The organism is Streptomyces sp. NPDC020747 (assembly GCF_044334695.1).
Classification (GTDB): domain Bacteria; phylum Actinomycetota; class Actinomycetes; order Streptomycetales; family Streptomycetaceae; genus Streptomyces.
The window spans coordinates 639,637-658,885 of record NZ_JBIRTJ010000002.1; the positions used below are offsets into that span (position 1 = coordinate 639,637).

Below are 19,249 nucleotides of genomic sequence, written 5' to 3' on the forward strand. Positions count from 1 at the left end.
CCCGGCGCACGTTCAGGCGGCCTCGGAGCCCCTGAACGTGCGCCGGTACGCGTTCGGGGTCGTCCCGAGCGAGCGGACGAACTGGTGGCGCAGCGCGGCCGCGGTCCCGAACCCCGTGCGGTCCGCGATGAAGTCCATCGTCTCGTCCGTGGCCTCCAGCAACTCCTGCGCCAGCAGCACCCGTTGGCGCAGCAGCCACCGGTACGGGGTCGTGCCCGTCTCCTGCTGGAAGCGGCGGGCGAACGTGCGCGGGGACATCAGCGCGCGAGCGGCGAGCTGTTCGACGGTCACCTCCTCGTCGAGGTGGCGCTCCATCCAGGCGAGCACCTCGCCGACCGTGTCGCACTGAGAGCGCGGCAGCGGCCGCTCGACGTACTGGGCCTGGCCGCCGTCCCGGTGCGGGGGCACCACCATGCGGCGGGCGATGGCGTTGGCGATCTCGGGGCCCTGCTCCTTGCGGACGATGTGCAGACAGGCGTCGATGCCGGCCGCCGTGCCCGCGGAGGTGATCACCGGGTCCGCGTCCACGTACAGCACGTCCGGCTCGACCCTCGCCCGCGGGTACTGCCGGGCCAGCGTGTCCACGTGCTGCCAGTGCACGGCGCAGCGCCGCCCGTCCAGGAGCCCGGCGGCGCCGAGCACGAAGACCCCGGAGCAGACGCTCAGGACCCGGGCCCCGCGGTCCACGGCCCGGCGCAGCGCGTCGAGCATCTCGGGCGGGTATTCGCGTACGGCATAGGTGCTGCCGGCGGGTACGACGACCAGGTCGGCCGCTTCCAGCCGGTCGAGGCCGTACGGAGTGGCGACCGTGAACCCGGCGACATGGGTGCTGAGGCTCGCGCCCGGAGCCTCGGCGGAGACCACCGCGAAGTCGTACACCGGCAGCCCCGCGTCGCTGCGGTCGAGGCCGAACACCTCGCAGACCACACCGAGTTCGAAAGGATGCACACCGTCGAGCAGGACGACGGCCACGTTGTTCAGCATGCTGCCAAGTGTGCACCCAGACTGGCAGGAAATCGAGGGTGTGCGGCAGTACTGCCACTCACGGTAAGGAGCAATCGGCGCGACAGTGGTGTCCATGAACACGACACAGCTGGAAGGCCTGATCTCAATGCTCTTCGTCCTCGGAATCCTGGTCCTGCTCGTCCTCCCCTCGGCGATCGGCATCGCGCACGACAAGCGCATCGACCGTCAGCTCAGGGAGGCCGAGCAGGGACACCGCGAGGATCAGAAGTCCTCGTCGAAGCCGACCGAACCCTCCACGGCCACCTGGTACGCCGAAGGCCGGCGCTCGAAGAAGTTGGTCAGCTCCTGAACACCCTGCAGCTCCATGAAGGAGAAGGGGTTCTCGGAGCCGTACACCGGAGCGAAGCCGAGGCGCGTCAGGCGCTGGTCGGCGACACACTCCAGGTACTGCCTCATCGAGTCGGTGTTCATGCCCGGAAGGCCGTTACCGCACAGGTCGCGCGCGAACTGCAGCTCGGCCTCGACGGCCTCCCGGAGCATGTCGGTGACCTGCTCCTGGAGCAGGTCGTCGAAGAGCTCCGGCTCCTCCTTGCGGACGGTGTCCACGACCTCGAAGGCGAAGCTCATGTGCATCGTCTCGTCGCGGAACACCCAGTTGGTTCCCGTCGCCAGACCGTGCAGCAGACCCCGGCTGCGGAACCAGTAGACGTACGCGAAGGCACCGTAGAAGAACAGCCCCTCGATGCACGCGGCGAAGCAGATGAGGTTCAGCAGGAAACGGCGGCGGTCGGCCTGGGTCTGCAGGCTGTCCAGCTTCTCGACCTCGTTGATCCACCTGAAGCAGAACTCGGCCTTCTCGCGGATGGACGGGATGGACTCCACCGCGTCGAAGGCCGCCGCCCTGTCCTCCGGGTCGGGGAGGTAGGTGTCCAGCAGCGTCAGATAGAACTGGACGTGCACGGCCTCCTCGAAGAGCTGACGGCTCAAGTACAGCCGCGCCTCGGGGGAGTTGATGTGCTTGTAGAGCGTCAGTACCAGGTTGTTCGACACGATCGAGTCGCCCGTCGCGAAGAACGCGACCAGCCGGCCGATCATGTGCTGCTCGCCCGCCGACAGCTTCGCCAGATCGGTGACGTCCGAGTGGAGGTCGACCTCCTCGACGGTCCAGGTGTTCTTGATCGCGTCCCGGTAGCGCTCGTAGAAGTCCGGGTAGCGCATGGGACGCAGGGTCAGCTCGAAGCCCGGGTCGAGCAGGTTCTTGTGTCGTTCTGGTGCGGTGGTCATGCGCTGCGAGGGGCGGATTTCCCAGAGGGTGTGCCTGGGGAGGCCCCTGCCTCCTTCTCTGTGGTGTAGGCGTATCCGTCAGCTCGCTGGAGGAGGATGACGTGCCGGTGATGGATTCCCTGCACAGTGCCGTGCCGGGTGGTGATGTTGAAGCTGCCCTTGGTGCGGACCGCGACGCGGCCCGTATAAGTTCCCGCCTTCTTGCCGGTGGGAACCACTGCCCGGACGAAGTCCCCGGTCTGAAACCGGTGAACCAACTTTTTCCGGGGCAGCCGTAAGCGGGGGAAGCCGTGCCTGTCCGTGCGGGTGCGGGCGTATGTGCCTCGTCCGGTGCAGCCGACTACCAGCATGAGCGAGGGATGGCGGGTGATGGCGTCGACTGTGCCGACGGAGAGGGCGTCCTGGGTGTGAGTCTTGGGGAGACAGTTGCGAATGCGATTCCACTTGGTGCGTCCGCCAGAAGCGACGCGGGTTCGCCAACGGGCGTCGAGGGCACGCCACAACGCCCATCTGGTGCTGTTGACAGCGGCAGCGTCCGTCAGCAATGCCTTTGCCTGAGCGAGGAGCTTCGTGAGCCGCTCGGGTTTACCGGCCAGGAACTCCTCGACCGGAGTGTTGTCCTTGGTCTGATTGCAAGGGATGCAGGCCAGGGTGAGATTGGAGATCCGATCAGTGCCGCCACGGGAGCGAGGTCTGATGTGATCGATGTTCAGAGGAACGCCAGTGGCTCCGCAGTAGGCACAGGAGTGGTGCCACTTGGCGAGCAGATATTCACGGACCTCGTAGCCGACGAGGGTGCCCTGTTGATACTCGATCCCGTTCAAAGACTTTTTCCCGAGAGCGAGGGCATGGGTGTCGAACACCGCACGTTCCATGTGTCCGGTTCTCACCGGAGCCCAGCGAGTGAGCCTCTCCGCCCAGGCGAGAGTGGTGTCCACCCGATGGCGGAGCGATGGCGGGAGCCAACCGGCCGCGACAGCACGGTTGTTGAAGCGCGGAGCACGGTAACGTAGATTCGCGACGCGCCGCCGACGCCGGAAAGCGGCACGCCGGAGCATGTTCCTGTGAATGGTCGCGCCACGGTGATCGAGCTGAAGCGCGAATCGGCCTTGCCGCTCTCCAGCAAGTGCGGTGAACACTGCGATCCCGGTGTGCCTGCTGCCGGGAACGACACCGATCTCCACTCCGTCCACCACGGATTCGGCGACGGTGCGGTCCTTGAGGCGGATCACGAACGGCGTGTGCCGGTGTACTACTGCCCGCCCTGAGCCCAGCAGCTTCCGCGCGCGGGCCGGACTGCACGGCTGCAACGGCACACCGTGTTTGTCGAGTACAAACACACATGGATGGGCCTCACGACCCTCCTCCCGGACCGGACGGTCCGGGGTGACGCGCCCGGCAGCAGGTGAACTGCCGAGCGTCTCCCCTCGCACATGTCCCGCACCGGATGCCGCGTTGCGGCGCCCGGCCCCCGTTTCGTCCATGCTTCCGAGATTGTCTGCTGAGCCGGGTTCCAGAGCCGACTGCTGAGGAAGCACAGTCGGGTGGGTCTGCTGTCCTGTACGGAACGTAGCCATCAGGTCACCTCCCTCTTGACGATGGCTGGTGCTGGTCACAGCAGGCGTCGGTCGCAAGGGCTGACGCCTTCCACTCTTCGAGTGGAGAAGCCTGTGACTACTGGCAGGCCTCGCAGCTCTCCGGGTTCTCCAGAGAACAGGCGACCACATCGGTCGGATCATCCAACTGCTGGGAGGGGAAAGAAGTTACGGATGTCGAACTTGCGGCCCGGGCGATGCGCGTCGCCGGGCGGGAGCGCAGGTAGTACGTCGTCTTCAGCCCCGACTTCCAGGCGTACGCGTACATCGAGGAGAGCTTGCCGATGGTCGGCGTCTCCAGGAACAGGTTCAGCGACTGGGACTGGTCCAGGAACGGGGTCCGGGCCGCCGCCATGTCGATCAGGTCGCGCTGCGGGATCTCCCACGCCGTGCGGTACAGATCGCGCACGTCCTGCGGCACCCAGGTGAAGCCCTGCACCGAGCCGTTCGACTCGCGCAGCGCCTCCCGGGTCTGCGCGTCCCACACGCCGAGCTTCTTCAGCTCCGCCACCAGGTAGGAGTTGACCTGGAGGAACTCGCCGGAGAGGGTCTCGCGCTTGAACAGGTTGGAGACCTGCGGCTCGATGCACTCGTAGACGCCCGCGATGGACGCGATCGTCGCGGTGGGCGCGATCGCGAGCAGCAGCGAGTTGCGCATGCCGACCGAGGTGATCCGCTCCCGCAGCGCCGCCCAGCGCTCCGGCCAGTTGAGCTCCACGTCGTAGTGGTCGGGGTGCAGCACGCCCTGCGCGGTACGGGTCTTCTCCCAGGCGGGCAGCGGGCCGTTGCGCTCGGCGAGATCGACGGACGCCTCGTACGCGGCGAGCATGACGCGCTCGGCGATCCGGGTGGAGAGCGCCTTGGCCTCGGCGGAGTCGAAGGGCAGCCGCAGCTTGAAGAAGACGTCCTGCAGACCCATCGCGCCCAGGCCCACCGGCCGCCACCTGGCGTTGGAACGGCCCGCCTGCTCGGTCGGGTAGAAGTTGATGTCGACGACCCGGTCGAGGAAGGTGACGGCGGTACGGACCGTCGAGTCCAGCCGGTCCCAGTCGATGTCGCCCGTCGCCGTGTCCACGAACGCGCCGAGGTTGACCGACCCCAGGTTGCAGACCGCCGTCTCCCCGTCGTCCGTGACCTCCAGGATCTCCGTGCAGAGGTTGGAGGAGTGGACCGTGTGGCCGGGCAGCGCGGTCTGGTTGGCGGTGCGGTTGGCGGCGTCCTTGAAGGTCATCCAGCCGTTGCCGGTCTGCGCGAGGGTGCGCATCATGCGGCCGTACAGATCGCGGGCCGGGATGGTCTTCTTGGCGAGGCCCTGGTCCTCGGCCTTGCGGTAGGCGGCGTCGAACTCCTCGCCCCACAGGTCGACCAGCTCGGGCACGTCGGCCGGCGAGAACAGCGACCACACGCGGTCCTCGTTCACCCGGCGCATGAACTCGTCCGGGATCCAGTGCGCGAGGTTCAGGTTGTGCGTACGCCGGGCGTCCTCACCGGTGTTGTCGCGCAGCTCCAGGAACTCCTCGATGTCGGAGTGCCAGGTCTCCAGGTAGACCGCGGCCGCGCCCTTGCGCCGGCCGCCCTGGTTCACGGCGGCCACCGAGGCGTCGAGCGTCTTCAGGAACGGGACGATGCCGTTGGAGTGCCCGTTCGTGCCGCGGATCAGGGAACCGCGCGAGCGGACACGGGAGTACGCGATGCCGATGCCGCCCGCGTGCTTCGAGAGGCGGGCCACCTGGTGGTAGCGGTCGTAGATGGAGTCCAGCTCGTCCAGCGGGGAGTCGAGCAGGTAGCAGGACGACATCTGTGGGTGCCGCGTGCCGGAGTTGAAGAGCGTGGGGGAGGACGGCAGGTAGTCGAGGTGGCTCATCAGCCGGTACAGGGCGGCCACTTCGTCGACGGAGCGGGTCCCCGCTTCCGAATCGAGCCCGGTGTCCTCGGCGAGACCGCTCGCCACGCGCAGCATGAAGTGCTGGGGCGTCTCGATGACGGACCGGGTGATCGGGTGCCGCAGCAGATACCGGCTGTGCAGCGTGCGCAGGCCGAAGTAGCCGAACCGGTCGTCCCCTTCGAGGTCGATCAGCGCGTCGAGCCGGGCCGCGTGGGTCCGTACGAACTCGGCGGTGCGGTCGGCGATCAGGCCCTCGCGGTGGCCGACCGCGACGGACTCGGAGAAGGACCGGACCCCCTGCGAGGCGGCCTCCTCGGCGATGCCGATCGTCAGCAGGCGGGCGGCCAGCTTCGAGTACACGGGGTCCTCGGAGATGAGGCCCGCCGCCGCCTCCGTGGCCAGCTCGCGCAGCTCCGCGGTGATCCCGTCGGCCCCCACGGAGGACCGGCCGCGCAGCGCGGCGGCGGCGACCTTGCCGGGATCGGCGCCGGGAAGGTCGGCGGTGAGGTCGGTCAGGGTCCGCAGCAACACGGTCCCCGGTCCGTCGGCCTCGGCCCGGTCCTGCTGGTACTGGGGCGCTTTCGCTGAGACCGGATCGGCTGGCGCGATGGTCACGTGGGGCTCTCCCTCGCTCGGCACGGGGCCTGCGTGGAGAGGGGTTCGGGGCACACGGGGGTACACGCTCTGCGCAGCGGTACGCCGCGTCCACCGGCCCACTCCGCGAGGCCCGGACGTCATGGCACCCGGGCCGGGTGGCCTGGGCACGCTGTCGACAGGTCCTCGGACTGACCGGGTGCACGGCTCTCCTCTGGGGACAGACATGCACAAGTACACCGTTGCGGGACAGTTCCGGATTCGCACCGGATTCCCCTGCGGCGACAGCGAGCATGAGCATACATCTTGTGCCAGGCTCGGGAAGCACCCCCACATGTTGTGTCGTGTCGGCTTCGGAGGGTGTCAGAGTGTCAACTCGTAGGTGAGCAGCATGATGTCGTCGAGGTCCGGGATCGGGTTCCAGTCGCGGTCGGGGGCGCGGGTGAAGCCGAGGCGTCCGTAGAGGCGATGGGCGCTGTGCATGGTGCGCTGGGTGGACAGCACGAGGCGTACGCAGCCGTCCGTGGCCCGGGCGCGGTCGACGCAGGCGCGTACGAGGGCCTCGCCCGTCCCGTGCCCGCGGGCCTCCTTCGCGACCGCCAGCATCCGTATCTCGGCCTCGCCCTCGCGCGCGATGTCGGCCATCGGCCCGCCGGACGGGACGAAGGTCACGCCACCGACGACACGCTCGCCGGCCCCGGCCCCGGCCCCTGCCTCAGTCCCAGCCCCCGCCACGGCCACCAGTACGTCGGCGGCCGCGGCCCGCTTCGCCACGTTCCGCAGCTCGCCCAGATACCTGTCGCTCTCCCCGAAGTCGAGCAGCCCGTCCCCGAGGTAGGCCTGCGCGGTGATCTCGCCCACAGCCTCGTACTCCTCGGGCCTCGCCCGCCTGATCACGATGTCCATGCCTGGCAGTGTGCCCGAGGGGTACGACAGGGGCGGCCGAGTTTTCCCCAGGGGATGGCTCAGCCCGTGGCCGGCCACTGCGGGAGGGTCGTCACGAAGTCCTTCGTGAAGTCGCGTGGGCCCGGGCCGAGGGCCACGCGGCCGGTGTGGCGGGTGCGGGCGGTCAGGGCGGGCGACTCCGTGTAGTAGTTCCGTTGGGCGGCCGCGGGGACGAACACGGTCTGGCCGCGGGTGAGTTCGCTGGAGCACTCGACGACGACGGCTCCCTCCGCGAGTGTCACGAACGACTCGTCCGCGCACACGCCCACGGCGAGCGGGTCGTGCAGCGGGCAGGAGTCGCCTCCGCCGTGGCGGCGGTAGGAGCCGATGTAGAACCGCAGCAGCCGGGCCGCGAGCGCCGCGCCTGCCCCCGCCGCCTCCAGCGCTGCGAGGTCGGCGGGGCCGAACAGCCAGCGGTGCGAGGCGTCCAGGTCGACCATGGTGAACGGGATGCCGGAGGAGAGCACCACCTCGGCGGCGTCCGGGTCCGCCCACATGTTGAACTCGGCGACCGGGGTGATGTTTCCGGGCACCTGCGCGTTGCCGCCCATGAACACGAACTTCTTCACGCGGCTTGCGAAGGCCGGGTCCTCCAGGAGTGCGATGGCCACGTTGGTGAGCGGGCCGGTGGCGCACACGGTCAACTCGCCCTCGTGCTCCCGGGAGAGCCGCAGCAGCGCCTGCGCGGAGGACTCCGTCGGGTGGGCGGCGGTCGAGTCGGGCAGCGTCTCGTGGCCGAGGCCCTCGGGGCCGTGGAAGTGGCCGGCGGCCGTGTACGGGAGGCGGGTGAGGGGGCGGGCCGCTCCGCGGTGGACCGGGACGTCGGTGTCGATGCGGAGGGCTCTCGCCAGGGCGCGGGCGTTGCGGTAGGTCTGCTCGGCGGGGAGGTTGCCGCCCACGGAGGTGTAGGCCCTGAGGTCCCACCTGCCCGTGCCGAGCAGGTACTGGAGAGCCACGGCGTCGTCTATGCCGGGGTCGCTGTCGAGGACGATCGGTGCGCGAGCGGTCACGCTGACCAGCGTAACCGTGGACTCCCGTGCCGCCAGGGGGAGTTGTCGCCCCCGCCGCCCTTACCCGTCCCGTCCCTGGGGGCTGCGCCCCCAGCCCCCCGCTGTCGCGCCGGCGCGCTCGTCCTCAAACGCCGGACGGGCTGAGGTGTGTCGGCCCGGGCCGCGGAAAATCTAGCCTCTCCGGCGTTTGAGGAGCGGGGGTTCGGGGGCCGGCCCCCGAAAGGGACGGGAATGGGGAGGGGCGGCGGGGGCGAAAAAAGCTAGTGGCCGGCCCCCGCCGTCGCCGACGGCAACTCGACCCGTACACCCTTGTCGCCCGAGTCCGCCGTGTAGTCCTCGGGGGACGTCTCGTCGATGCCGTCGGGTGCCTTGAGGGCCCGCAGGGCGAAGGTCAGCACGACCGTCACGACCACGTTCAGGACGAACGCCGTCAGACCGATGTACCCGATCTCCCCGATCCCGGGAATCTCCTTCGAGGACCCACCGAAGTGCTTCTGCGTCGGCGAGGCGACACCGTACGCGGCCACCGTCCCGTACAGCATGCCGACCGCCCACCCCGCGAGCAGCGCCCACCGGTGGAACCACCGCGTGAACAGCCCACCGACCAGCGCCGGGAAGGTCTGCAGGATCCAGATCCCGCCCAGCAGCTGGAAGTTGATGGCCACCGTCTTGTCCATGGTCAGGACGAAGACCAGCGCGCCCACCTTCACCAACAGCGAGACCAGCTTGGAGACCTTGGTCTCCTGGGCCGGCGTCGCGTCGGGCCGGATGAAGTCCTTGTAGATGTTGCGGGTGAAGAGGTTCGCCGCGGCGATGGACATGATCGCGGCCGGCACGAGCGCGCCGATGCCGATCGCCGCGAAGGCGACCCCCGCGAACCACGCCGGGAACATGTCCTCGAAGAGTTGCGGGATCGCCAACTGCCCGTTGCTGACCTTGACTCCGGCCGCGATCGCCATGAACCCGAGCAGCGCGAGAAGGCCCAGCATCAGCGAGTACAGCGGCAGGATCGTGGTGTTGCGCCGGATCACCTCACGGCTGCGCGAGGACAGTGTGGCCGTGATCGAGTGCGGGTACATGAAGAGCGCCAGGGCGGAGCCCAACGCCAGCGTGGCGTACGTCCATTGGCCCGCCTCGCCCGGTGCCAGCGCACCGCGTGGCGCACCCGTCGCCGGGTTGGTCTGGCTGTACGCCTCGCCCGCCTTGGCGAAGATCTCGTCGAAGCCGCCCAGCTTGATCGGGATGTAGATGATCGCCACCGCGATGACGATGTAGATCAGCGTGTCCTTCACGAACGCGATCAGGGCGGGCGCGCGCAGACCGGACGAGTACGTGTACGCGGCCAGCACACCGAAGGCGATGAGCAGCGGCAGGTCCTTGACGAACCAGTTGGTGTCCTCGCCGCCGCCGACGCCCATCACGTCCAGGACGGCCTGGATGCCGACCAGTTGGAGCGCGATGTACGGCATCGTCGCGAGGATGCCGGTCACCGCGACGGCCAGCGACAGGCCCTTCGAGCCGAAGCGTCCGCGCACGAAGTCCGACGTCGTCACGTACCCGTGCTTGTGCGAGACCGACCACAGGCGCGGCAGGAACGTGAAGATCAGCGGGTAGACGAGGATCGTGTACGGGACGGCGAAGAAGCCGGCCGCGCCCGCCGCGTAGATCGCCGCCGGGACCGCCACGAACGTGTAAGCCGTGTAGAGGTCGCCGCCGAGCAGGAACCAGGTGACCCAGGTGCCGAACGACCGTCCGCCCAGGCCCCATTCGTCGAGGCTCTCGGTCTCGGCCCTGCGCCAGCGCGCGGCCAGGAAGCCCATGACCGTGACGGCCACGAAGAAGAAGATGAAGACGGCGAGTGCCACGCCGTTCACGCCGTCGTTCATGCGGACGCGCCCTCCTGCTGGGACTTGCGGGCGCGCTGGTCACGGTTCCACAGCTTGTACGCGATCATCGTGAGCGCGGTCGAGATGAACACCCACAGCATCTGGTACCAGTAGAAGAACGGGATGCCGATGAAGGCCGGGTCGACCTTCGCGTAGGAGCCCACCCAGAGCATCGCCACGAACGGCGCGACCAGACAGACGGCGATCACCACACGGACCGGTGTGACGACAGGCGGTGTCACAGCCGGCGGGGTCTCCACCGGCGGTTTCCCTTCGGGCGCTCTTGGCGCATCCGGCGCTTCAGACATACGGCGGCTCCGTCCCCTCACTGATCACCTGTGCAACGCGCAGGAAATCTAAGGGACGGTTCCGCTTTATGGAACCCCCGTCCGCATAACGGATACGGCGTTACGCCCACTGCCGCCCACTGCCGGCTGCGGAGCCGGACGGCGAGCCGACACGCGGCTCAGCAGCAGCGGAAGCCCTGCCTGGGGTCCTCCTCCTGACGGTCCGTACGCATCCGCTCGAACTCCCGCCGCGACGGCACGACCGCGTCCGGGTGCCCCTGACGCACATGCGCGACATAGCGGTCGTACGCCGATTCGTCGGTGAGCTCCCGTACGTACCAGCGCACGCCCCTGACCGCCCGGCTAGCCGCCCGGTGCAGCGCCGACCGCATCGCGCGCCTCCTCCTTCTCCTCCTTGGTCGGGATCAGCCCGGCCGGGGCGACGATCTTCGACTCGACGTACGGCGCCTCGCTGAGTGTGGAGAGCGCGGGACGGCGTACGTGCCGGATGCACACCCTCGTGGAGTCCGCGATCACGATCACGATGAGCAGGGCGAGGACCGCCGTGAGGACGCCGTCGACCGTGGAGTTCGTGACGATCGTGTGCATGTCGTCCATGCTCTTGGCGGGCGCGACGAGTTCACCCCGGTCGATGCCGTCCTGGTAGACCGAGCGCTGTTTGAAGAAACCGACGCGCGGGTCGCTGGAGAAGACCTTCTGCCAGCTCGCGGTCAGCGTCACCGTGGCGTCCCAGACGAGCGGAATCCCCGTGATCCAGGCCCACTTGAGGCGTCCGGACTTCACCAGCAGGGTCGTGCAGACGGCCAGGGCGACCGCCGCGAGGAGCTGGTTGGAGATGCCGAAGATCGGGAACAGCTGGTTGATCCCGCCGAGCGGTTCATGGACGCCGACCCACAGGAAGTAGCCCCAGAGACCGCAGACGATCCCGCTCGTGATGACCAGTCCGGGCTTCCAGCTCACGTTCTTGAAGGGTTTGTAGAGATTGCCCAGCGTGTCCTGGAGCATGAAGCGGCCCACGCGGGTGCCGGCGTCGAGCGCGGTCAGGATGAACAGTGCCTCGAACATGATCGCGAAGTGATACCAGAACGCGCGCAGACTTCCCCCGGTGACCTCGGAGAAGATCTCCGAGACGCCGATCGCGAGGGTGGGCGCGCCACCGGTCCGCGACAGCAGGGACGCCTCCTCGACGTTCTTCGCCGCGGCGGCCAGGTCCTCGGGGGAGATCTGGTACCCCCAACTCCCCACCACCTGCGAGGCGTTCTGGACCGTGTCCCCGATGACACCGGCCGGCGCGTTCATCGCGAAGTACAGGCCCGGGTCGATAATGGACGCCGCGATCAGCGCCATCACGGCGACGGACGACTCCATGAGCATGGAGCCGTACCCGATCATCCGGACCTGCGTCTCCTTCTGGATCATCTTCGGCGTCGTACCGGAGGAGATGAGGGCATGGAAGCCGGACAGGGCCCCGCACGCGATGGTGATGAAGACGAACGGGAAGAGTGAACCGGCGAAGACCGGCCCGTCGCCGCGCGTGGCGAAGTCCGTGACCGGGTCCATCTTCAGCGTCGGCATCGCGACGACGACGCCGATCGCCAGCAGCGCGATGGTGCCGATCTTCATGAAGGTGGAGAGGTAGTCGCGGGGCGCGAGCAGCATCCACACGGGCAGGATCGACGCGACGAAGCCGTACGCCACCAGCCAGATCACCAGCGTCGAGGGCGCGAGCGTGAACGTGTCGGCCCACGACGACTCCGCGACCCAGCGGCCCGCGACCAGCGCGAGCAGCAGCAGGCCGACACCGATCAGCGAGACCTCGCTGACCCGGCCGGGCCGCAGGACCCGCAGGTAGAAGCCCATCAGCAGGGCGATCGGGATCGTCATCGCGATCGAGAAGGTGCCCCACGGCGACTGGGCGAGCGCGTTCACGATGACCAGCGCGAGCACCCCGAGCAGGATGATCATGATGGCGAACGCGGCGAGCAGGGCCGCCGCGCCGCCGAACGGGCCGATCTCCTCGCGTGCCATCTGGCCGAGGGACCTGCCGTCCCGGCGGGTGGAGAAGAACAGGACGACCATGTCCTGGACCGCCCCCGCGAGGATCACGCCGACGATGATCCAGATGGTGCCCGGCAGATATCCCATCTGCGCGGCCAGTACGGGTCCGACCAGCGGGCCCGCCCCCGCGATCGCCGCGAAGTGGTGGCCGAGCAGCACCCGCCGGTCGGTGGGGTGGAAGTCGATGCCGTTGTTGAGCCGCTCGGCGGGCGTGGCCCGGGTCTTGTCGACCTTCAGGACCTTGTAGGCGATGAACTTCGAGTAGAAGCGATAGGCGATGGCGTACGAGCCGAGGGCGGCGGCCACCATCCAGACGGCCGACACCTCCTCGCCCCGGGACAGCGCGAGGACCGACCAGCCGGCCGCGCACACCAGCGCGACGACGGTCCAGATGACGATGGTTTGCGGACTTGCCTTACGAGGGCCTTGTGGGGATGCCGTCTGTGGGCTGTCGGTGCGCACGGGTCGTCCTCCCGTCCATGGGTGACGGGAGGACCGTAGAACAGGAAGAGGAGCAGCGCTACACCACGTGCACCAGTCGGTGTGCGCCAGGTGAACTCCCTTGCCCTGGCGGGTGCTTGGGTTGGTGGGCATTGTGCGGGTGTGTCGGGGTCGAGCGCGCAGTTCCCCGCGCCCCTAAAAGACGAAAGCAGGGGCGCAGCCCCGCTTTCAGGGGCGCGGGGAACTGCGCGCTCAGCCTCCGCCCACCCGCACAACGCCCAACGACCTCTACTCCACGGGCCTCTTGAGGCGAGCAACGAACTTGTACCGGTCCCCCCGGTACACCGACCGCACCCACTCCACCGGCAATCCGCCCCTGTCGAGCGAGTGCCGGGACAGCATCAGCATCGGCAGTCCCACATCCGTGCCGAGCAGTCCGGCCTCCCGCGGAGTGGCCAGCGACGTCTCGATCGTCTCCTCGGCCTCGGCGAGATGAACGTCGTACACCTCCGCCAACGCCGTGTACAGCGAGGTGTACTTGACGAGCGACCGCCGCAGCGCGGGAAACCGCTTCGCGGAGAGATGCGTCGTCTCGATCGCCATCGGCTCCCCGCTCGCGAGCCGCAGCCGCTCGATGCGCAGGACGCGCCCGCCGGCGGTGATGTCGAGCAGCCCGGCGAGCGTCTCGTCGGCAGTGATGTAGCCGATGTCCAGGAGCTGCGAGGTGGGTTCGAGGCCCTGGGCCCTCATGTCCTCGGTGTACGAGGTGAGTTGGAGCGCCTGCGAGACCTTCGGCTTGGCGACGAACGTGCCCTTGCCCTGGATGCGCTCCAGGCGCCCCTCGACGACCAGCTCCTGAAGGGCCTGCCGCACGGTCGTGCGCGAGGTGTCGAACTCGGCGGCGAGGGTGCGCTCGGGCGGTACCGGCGTGCCGGGCGGCAGTGTCTCCGTCATGTCGAGCAGATGCTTCTTGAGGCGGTAGTACTTGGGCACGCGCGCGGTACGGATGGGTGCCCCACCCTCGTTCTCCGCACTGCTGACGTCGGTGCTCATACTCTGCCTTCCCGGCTCCAGGTGCCGATGGGCCGACGTGCGCGTCGGCCGCGGCTCACATCGTGGCACGGCTTGCCGTGCGAGTGTCCCCCCGCACGCTGCGTGATCCTCTCTATATACCGTCGGGGTCTCTTTTGGTCTAGTCCACAGGACTGAGAGCGGTTGCCGCGTGTGTCCTGCCGGGGCTGCTGAGGTGCCCGTCGAGGCATGCCCGTTCTGTTACTCGTGTAGTGAAAGGTCCCTGCATATATAGGTCGCGTAACGGACAGCCGGGAGCGGCTTTTCGGCCCTTGACACCCCTCTAGGTCTAGGCCAAGCTCCCCCTACTGGTCTAAACCATTGAGACCAGGTCCCAGCCCCACGGGCAGTACTCGTCGTAAGTCACGCGGTGGGCAGGGCGGTTGCTGGAATCCCTGAGGAGGGTGACGTGAAGCGCAAGCTCATTGCGGCTGTCGGTGTCGCGGGCATGTTGATGTCTGTCGCGGCGTGTGGCGGCGACGACGGTGACAGTGGCGAGAAGACGGGGGCCGACGGTTTCAAGGGGCAGACCCTGACCGTCTGGGCCATGGACGGCTCCACGCCGCCCGGCTGGACCAAGGACCTCACGGCCGCCTTCGAGAAGAAGACGAAGGCCAAGCTGAAGTTCGAGACCCAGCAGTGGAACGGCATCCAGCAGAAGATCACCACCTCGCTCTCCGAGGAGAACCCGCCGGACGTCCTGGAGGTCGGCAACACCCAGACCCCGGCGTACGCGGCCACCGGCGGTCTCGCCGACCTGTCGGACCTCAAGTCGGAGATAGGCGCCGACTGGACCGAGGCCCTCAACGAGTCCTCGGTCTTCGACGGCAAGCAGTACGCGGCCCCGTGGTACTTCGCCAACCGTGTCGTCGTCTACAACAAGAAGGTCTGGGCCGACGCCGGCATCAAGGACACCCCCAAGACCCGGGCCGAGTTCTTCGACGACCTGAAGGCCATCGACAAGAAGACCGACGCCGAGCCGATCTACCTGCCCGGCCAGAACTGGTACTTCTTCGACGGTCTGACCATCGGCCAGGGCGCCGACCTGGTGAAGAAGGACGGCGACAAGTACGTCTCCAACCTCGCGGACCCGAAGGTCGGCAAGGCCATGGAGATCTACAAGGAGTACCAGGCCTTCTCCAAGGCCCCCAAGGACAAGGACGAGGCGACCCCGCAGCAGGCCGAGGTCTTCGCCAAGGGCAACGTCGGCGCCTTCATCGGCATGGGCTGGGAGGCCGGCACGGCCATCGCCGCCAACAAGAAGATCGAGAAGGACATCGGCTACTTCACCATCCCCGGTGAGACGGCCGACAAGCCCGAGGGTGTCTTCCTCGGCGGCTCCAACTTCGCGGTCGCCGCGGGCAGCAAGAAGCAGGAGCTCGCCAAGGAGTTCCTGAAGCTCGCGCTGTCCGACAAGTTCGAGGGCGCGCTCGCCAAGGAGAACGGCGTCATCCCGAACAAGGAGTCGCTGCAGACCAACCTGTCGGCCAACCCCGCCGCGGTGGCCGCCGCCCCGGCCGCGGCCGGCGGTGGCACCACGCCGCTGATCCCCGAGTGGGCCGCCGTGGAGAACGACCCGAACCCGATCAAGAGCTACATGACCGCGGTTCTGAAGGGCAAGTCGCCCGCCGAGGCCGCCAAGCAGGTCGAGTCCGAGATCAACAAGCGGCTCGCACAGAGCAGTTGATCACCTGCGCGCCGGGGGCGGCCCACTCCGTCCCCGGCACGCCGGCGCATCGAACGATCTGCGACTCCTGAACCTGGAAGAGATGGCGAGCATGTCAGTGCAGACCGAACGCACGGACACAGGCACGGCCGCGGCGCCCGGTGTCCGTAAAACCGACGTAACCCCGCCCACCGACGGCACAGACACGGGCCCGGCGAGAACGCGCGGCGGCGCGTCCGCCCCGTATCTGCTCCTGCTGCCCGCGCTGCTCGCCACGGTGATCCTGCTCGGCTGGCCGCTGGTCAAGAACGGCGTGCTGTCGTTCCAGAACCTCAACCCGCGCCAGCTGATCCTGCACCTCACCGAGTGGCGGGGGTTCGACAACTACACGGACGTCCTGAGCGGTTCGGACTTCTGGAAGGTCGTCCAGCGGACGGTCGTCTTCACCGCGGTGAACGTCGCCCTCATCATGCTGCTCGGCACGCTCGTCGGCCTGCTCCTCGCCCGGCTGGGCAAGCGCATGCGGCTGCTCCTGATGCTCGGCCTGGTGCTGGCCTGGGCCATGCCGGTGATCGCCGCGACCACGGTCTACCAGTGGCTGTTCGCCCAGCGCTTCGGCGTCGTCAACTGGCTGCTCGCCAAGGCGGGCTGGTCGTCGATGGCCGACTACAACTGGTTCGGCAGCCAGCTCTCCACCTTCTCCGTGATCACCCTGCTGATCGTCTGGCAGTCGATCCCGTTCGTGGCGATCAACCTGTACGCCGCCACCACCACCATCCCGAAAGAGCTGTACGAGGCCGCCTCGATCGACGGGGCCGGCACGTGGAAGAGCTTCACCTCGGTGACCTTTCCCTTCATGCGGCCGTTCCTGTGGGCGACGACCTTCCTAGAGGTCATCTGGGTGTTCAAGGCGTTCCCGCAGATCTTCGCGATGAACGCCGGCGGACCCGACCGGCTCACCGAGACCCTGCCGATCTACGCGTTCGTCGAGGGCCCCGGAAACCAGCACTACGGCATGGGCGCGGCGATCTCGTTCCTGACGATCCTCATCCTGCTCGGCCTGACCGCCTACTACCTGCGTACCGTTCTCAAGCAAGAGGAGGACGAGCTGTGAAGCGCTCTTTGATGACCCGGCTGTGGCCCAACGCGACGGCCCTCGTCCTCTTCGTCGTCTTCGCGTTCCCCGTCTACTGGATGTTCGCGACCTCGCTGAAGCCGGCCGGCGACATCATCGCGGACGACCCGGTCTTCCTGCCGACCGACATCACCTTCGACCACTTCCGACGGGCCCTGGACGCCGACCACTTCTGGACGCTGGTCGGCAACTCCCTGACCGTGACCGTCCTCGCGGTGGTCTTCTCCCTCGTCATCGCGCTGCTCGCGTCCTTCGCGCTGGCCCGGATGCGGTTCAAGGGACGTCGCGGATTCATCCTGACCTTCATGATCGCGCAGATGGCGCCCTGGGAGGTCATGGTCATCGCGATCTACATCATCGTGCGTGACGCCGACCTGCTGAACAGCCTCGTCCCGCTCACCGTCTTCTACATGATCATGGTGCTGCCCTTCACCGTCCTCACGCTCCGCGGTTACGTCGCCGCCGTGCCGAAGGAACTGGAGGAGTCGGCGATGGTGGACGGCTGCACCCGCAGGCAGGCCTTCGTGAAGGTCATCCTCCCGCTGCTCGCCCCGGGACTGATGGCGACCTCGCTCTTCGGCTTCATCACGGCGTGGAACGAGTTCCCGCTGGTCCTGATCCTCAACAAGGACGCCGAGAAGCAGACCCTCCCGCTGTGGCTCTCCAGCTTCCAGTCGACGTTCGGCGACGACTGGGGCGCCACGATGGCGGCGGCCTCGCTGTTCGCCATCCCGATCCTGGTTCTTTTCGTCTTCCTCCAGCGCAAGGCCGTCAGCGGACTCACCTCCGGCGCGGTGAAGGGATAACGCCCCCCGATGACCACCATCGCCTCCGGCACCGACACGCTGACCCGTGACGCCCTCGCCGTCCTGCAGCCCGGATTCACCGGGACCTCCGCCCCCTCCTGGCTGCTGCGGCGGCTGGGCGAAGGCCTCGCCTCCGTCGGCCTGTTCGGCCGCAACATCGCCACGCCCGCCCAAGTGGCCGCCCTGACGGCCCAGTTGCGCGCGGAACGCGACGACGTCCTGGTCGCCATCGACGAGGAGGGCGGTGACGTCACCCGCCTGGAGGTCCGTACGGGATCCTCCTTCCCCGGCAACCACGCGCTGGGCGCGGTCGACGACACCGCACTGACCGAGGCGGTCGCCCACGAGCTGGGCCGCCGGCTGGCCGCCTGCGGCGTGAACCTCAACTGGGCGCCGTCCGCCGACATCAACTCCAACTCCGACAACCCCGTCATCGGCGTACGGTCCTTCGGCGCCGACACCTCACTGGTGGCCCGGCACACGGCCGCGTACGTCTCCGGGCTGCAGTCCGCGGGGGTCGCCGCCTGCACCAAGCACTTCCCGGGCCACGGAGACACAGCGATCGACTCGCACCACGCGATGCCGCGCATCGACGCGGAGCTCGCGGTTCTGGAGTCCCGCGAACTGGTGCCGTTCCGCGCGGCCATCGAGGCGGGCACGCGTGCCGTGATGACCGCGCACATCCTGGTCCCGGCCCTGGACCCCGTCCACCCCGCGACCCTCTCGCGCCGCATCCTCACCGGACTGCTCCGCGAGGAACTGGGCTACGACGGCCTGATCGTCACCGACGGCATGGAGATGCAGGCCATCTCGGCGACCTACGGCATCGAACGGGGCAGCGTCCTCGCGATCGCCGCCGGCGCCGACGCCATCTGCGTGGGCGGCGGACTCTCGGACGAGCCGACGGTCCTGCGACTGCGGGACGCCCTGGTAGCGGCGGTCCGTGCGGGCGAACTCCCCGAGGAACGCCTGGCGGACGCGGCGGCCAGGGTCCGCGCACTGGCGACCTGGACGGCTTCGACCCGGTCGACATCTTCAACGGCTGCGACGCCCGAGGCGGGGCCAGACGCCACAGACGCGAGCACCGATGTCGGACTGGTGGCGGCCCGGCGGGCGCTGACGGTCACGCGCGGGGCGCAATTCGCCCCGGTCACCGAGGCTCCGTACGTCGCCGCCCTCACCCCCGTCGCCAACATCGCCGTCGGTGACGAGACCCCCTGGGGCGTCGCCGCCGAACTGCGGCGCATGCTGCCGGGCACGGAGACCGGGAGCTTCACCGGGGAGCGCGCCGGGGCCGAGGCCCTCGCGGCGGCCGGCTCCCGCCGCGTGGTCGCGGTGGTCCGTGACGCCCACCGCCACAGCTGGATGGCCCAGGCCCTCGACACCCTGCTCGCCGCCCGCCCCGACACGGTCGTCGTCGAGATGGGCGTGCCGCAGTCACCGCCCCGGGGCGCCCTCCACATCGCCACCCACGGCGCGGCCCGCGTCTGCGGCCTCGCGGCGGCGGAGGCCATCGCGGGAGCGTGAGCCGACAGGGCATGGCCGATGGAGCCGCGAAAGCGCGGGTTGCCGCACCGGGGCTCTGGTCACCGTCCGAAC

At 68.5% G+C, this 19,249-nt stretch carries 16 protein-coding genes and 1 riboswitch; of the genes, 5 read left to right on the forward strand and 11 right to left on the reverse strand.

Going from position 1 to position 19,249, the window contains the following annotated elements; genetic code table 11:
• Positions 1 to 12: 12 nt before the first annotated feature.
• On the reverse strand, positions 13 to 984 hold the full coding sequence (locus ACH4YP_RS07940; RefSeq protein WP_398489834.1) for a helix-turn-helix domain-containing protein: 972 nt from the start codon (positions 982 to 984) through the stop codon (positions 13 to 15).
• A gap of 94 nt (positions 985 to 1,078) precedes the next feature.
• Here ACH4YP_RS07940 and ACH4YP_RS07945 point away from each other — a divergent pair, with 94 nt between their 5' ends.
• The gene (locus ACH4YP_RS07945) at positions 1,079 to 1,315 is read left to right on the forward strand and encodes a hypothetical protein (protein WP_361069950.1); all 237 of its coding nucleotides are present in this window, start codon (positions 1,079 to 1,081) and stop codon (positions 1,313 to 1,315) included.
• Here ACH4YP_RS07945 and ACH4YP_RS07950 read toward each other — a convergent pair.
• The 10 genes from ACH4YP_RS07950 to ACH4YP_RS07995 all read right to left on the reverse strand — a co-directional run bounded on the left by ACH4YP_RS07950 (position 1,228) and on the right by ACH4YP_RS07995 (position 14,025).
• Positions 1,228 to 2,250, reverse strand: coding sequence for a ribonucleotide-diphosphate reductase subunit beta (locus tag ACH4YP_RS07950; protein WP_398489835.1), 1,023 nt, complete (start codon positions 2,248 to 2,250; stop codon positions 1,228 to 1,230). The two genes, ACH4YP_RS07945 and ACH4YP_RS07950, sit on opposite strands and share 88 nt — an antisense overlap.
• Positions 2,247 to 3,590 (reverse strand): RNA-guided endonuclease IscB, encoded by a 1,344-nt coding sequence (gene iscB / locus ACH4YP_RS07955; protein ID WP_398490039.1) that lies wholly within the window; start codon positions 3,588 to 3,590, stop codon positions 2,247 to 2,249. Before iscB ends, ACH4YP_RS07950 begins: the two co-directional genes overlap by 4 nt.
• 334 nt (positions 3,591 to 3,924) lie before the next feature.
• Positions 3,925 to 6,345: a ribonucleoside-diphosphate reductase subunit alpha gene (locus tag ACH4YP_RS07960; RefSeq protein WP_398489836.1), complete on the reverse strand. Its 2,421-nt coding sequence runs from the start codon at positions 6,343 to 6,345 to the stop codon at positions 3,925 to 3,927.
• 160 nt (positions 6,346 to 6,505) lie between these two features.
• A riboswitch (cobalamin riboswitch) is annotated at positions 6,506 to 6,600 on the reverse strand.
• Between the two features lie 87 nt (positions 6,601 to 6,687).
• Positions 6,688 to 7,230, reverse strand: coding sequence for a GNAT family N-acetyltransferase (locus tag ACH4YP_RS07965; RefSeq protein ID WP_398489838.1), 543 nt, complete (start codon positions 7,228 to 7,230; stop codon positions 6,688 to 6,690).
• Between the two features lie 59 nt (positions 7,231 to 7,289).
• Positions 7,290 to 8,279: a nucleoside hydrolase gene (locus ACH4YP_RS07970; RefSeq protein ID WP_398489840.1), complete on the reverse strand. Its 990-nt coding sequence runs from the start codon at positions 8,277 to 8,279 to the stop codon at positions 7,290 to 7,292.
• Between the two features lie 260 nt (positions 8,280 to 8,539).
• On the reverse strand, positions 8,540 to 10,165 hold the full coding sequence (mctP, locus tag ACH4YP_RS07975; RefSeq protein ID WP_398489841.1) for a monocarboxylate uptake permease MctP: 1,626 nt from the start codon (positions 10,163 to 10,165) through the stop codon (positions 8,540 to 8,542).
• Positions 10,162 to 10,425, reverse strand: coding sequence for a DUF3311 domain-containing protein (locus ACH4YP_RS07980; RefSeq protein WP_361066610.1), 264 nt, complete (start codon positions 10,423 to 10,425; stop codon positions 10,162 to 10,164). The genes mctP and ACH4YP_RS07980 overlap by 4 nt, the downstream gene beginning before the upstream one ends.
• 206 nt (positions 10,426 to 10,631) lie before the next feature.
• Positions 10,632 to 10,844, reverse strand: a complete 213-nt coding sequence (locus tag ACH4YP_RS07985) for a YbdD/YjiX family protein (protein WP_361066607.1) — start codon at positions 10,842 to 10,844, stop codon at positions 10,632 to 10,634.
• The gene (locus ACH4YP_RS07990; protein ID WP_361066604.1) at positions 10,816 to 12,993 is read right to left on the reverse strand and encodes a carbon starvation CstA family protein; all 2,178 of its coding nucleotides are present in this window, start codon (positions 12,991 to 12,993) and stop codon (positions 10,816 to 10,818) included. The genes ACH4YP_RS07985 and ACH4YP_RS07990 overlap by 29 nt, the downstream gene beginning before the upstream one ends.
• A 267-nt stretch (positions 12,994 to 13,260) precedes the next feature.
• Positions 13,261 to 14,025 carry a GntR family transcriptional regulator gene (locus ACH4YP_RS07995; RefSeq protein WP_055613737.1) on the reverse strand — a complete coding sequence of 255 codons (765 nt, stop codon included), beginning with the start codon at positions 14,023 to 14,025 and terminating at the stop codon, positions 13,261 to 13,263.
• A gap of 427 nt (positions 14,026 to 14,452) precedes the next feature.
• Between ACH4YP_RS07995 and ACH4YP_RS08000 the strand changes: the two genes are divergently transcribed.
• The 4 genes from ACH4YP_RS08000 (at position 14,453) to ACH4YP_RS08015 (ending at position 19,177) form a co-directional block, all read left to right on the forward strand.
• Positions 14,453 to 15,730 (forward strand): extracellular solute-binding protein, encoded by a 1,278-nt coding sequence (locus ACH4YP_RS08000; protein ID WP_398489842.1) that lies wholly within the window; start codon positions 14,453 to 14,455, stop codon positions 15,728 to 15,730.
• 91 nt (positions 15,731 to 15,821) lie between these two features.
• Positions 15,822 to 16,823 carry a sugar ABC transporter permease gene (locus ACH4YP_RS08005; protein ID WP_361066620.1) on the forward strand — a complete coding sequence of 334 codons (1,002 nt, stop codon included), beginning with the start codon at positions 15,822 to 15,824 and terminating at the stop codon, positions 16,821 to 16,823.
• Complete coding sequence (locus ACH4YP_RS08010; RefSeq protein ID WP_398489843.1) at positions 16,820 to 17,650, forward strand: carbohydrate ABC transporter permease; 831 nt, start codon at positions 16,820 to 16,822, stop codon at positions 17,648 to 17,650. Before ACH4YP_RS08005 ends, ACH4YP_RS08010 begins: the two co-directional genes overlap by 4 nt.
• Before the next feature lie 9 nt (positions 17,651 to 17,659).
• Positions 17,660 to 19,177, forward strand: coding sequence for a glycoside hydrolase family 3 protein (locus ACH4YP_RS08015; RefSeq protein WP_398489844.1), 1,518 nt, complete (start codon positions 17,660 to 17,662; stop codon positions 19,175 to 19,177).
• The last annotated feature ends 72 nt before the right edge of the window (positions 19,178 to 19,249 follow it).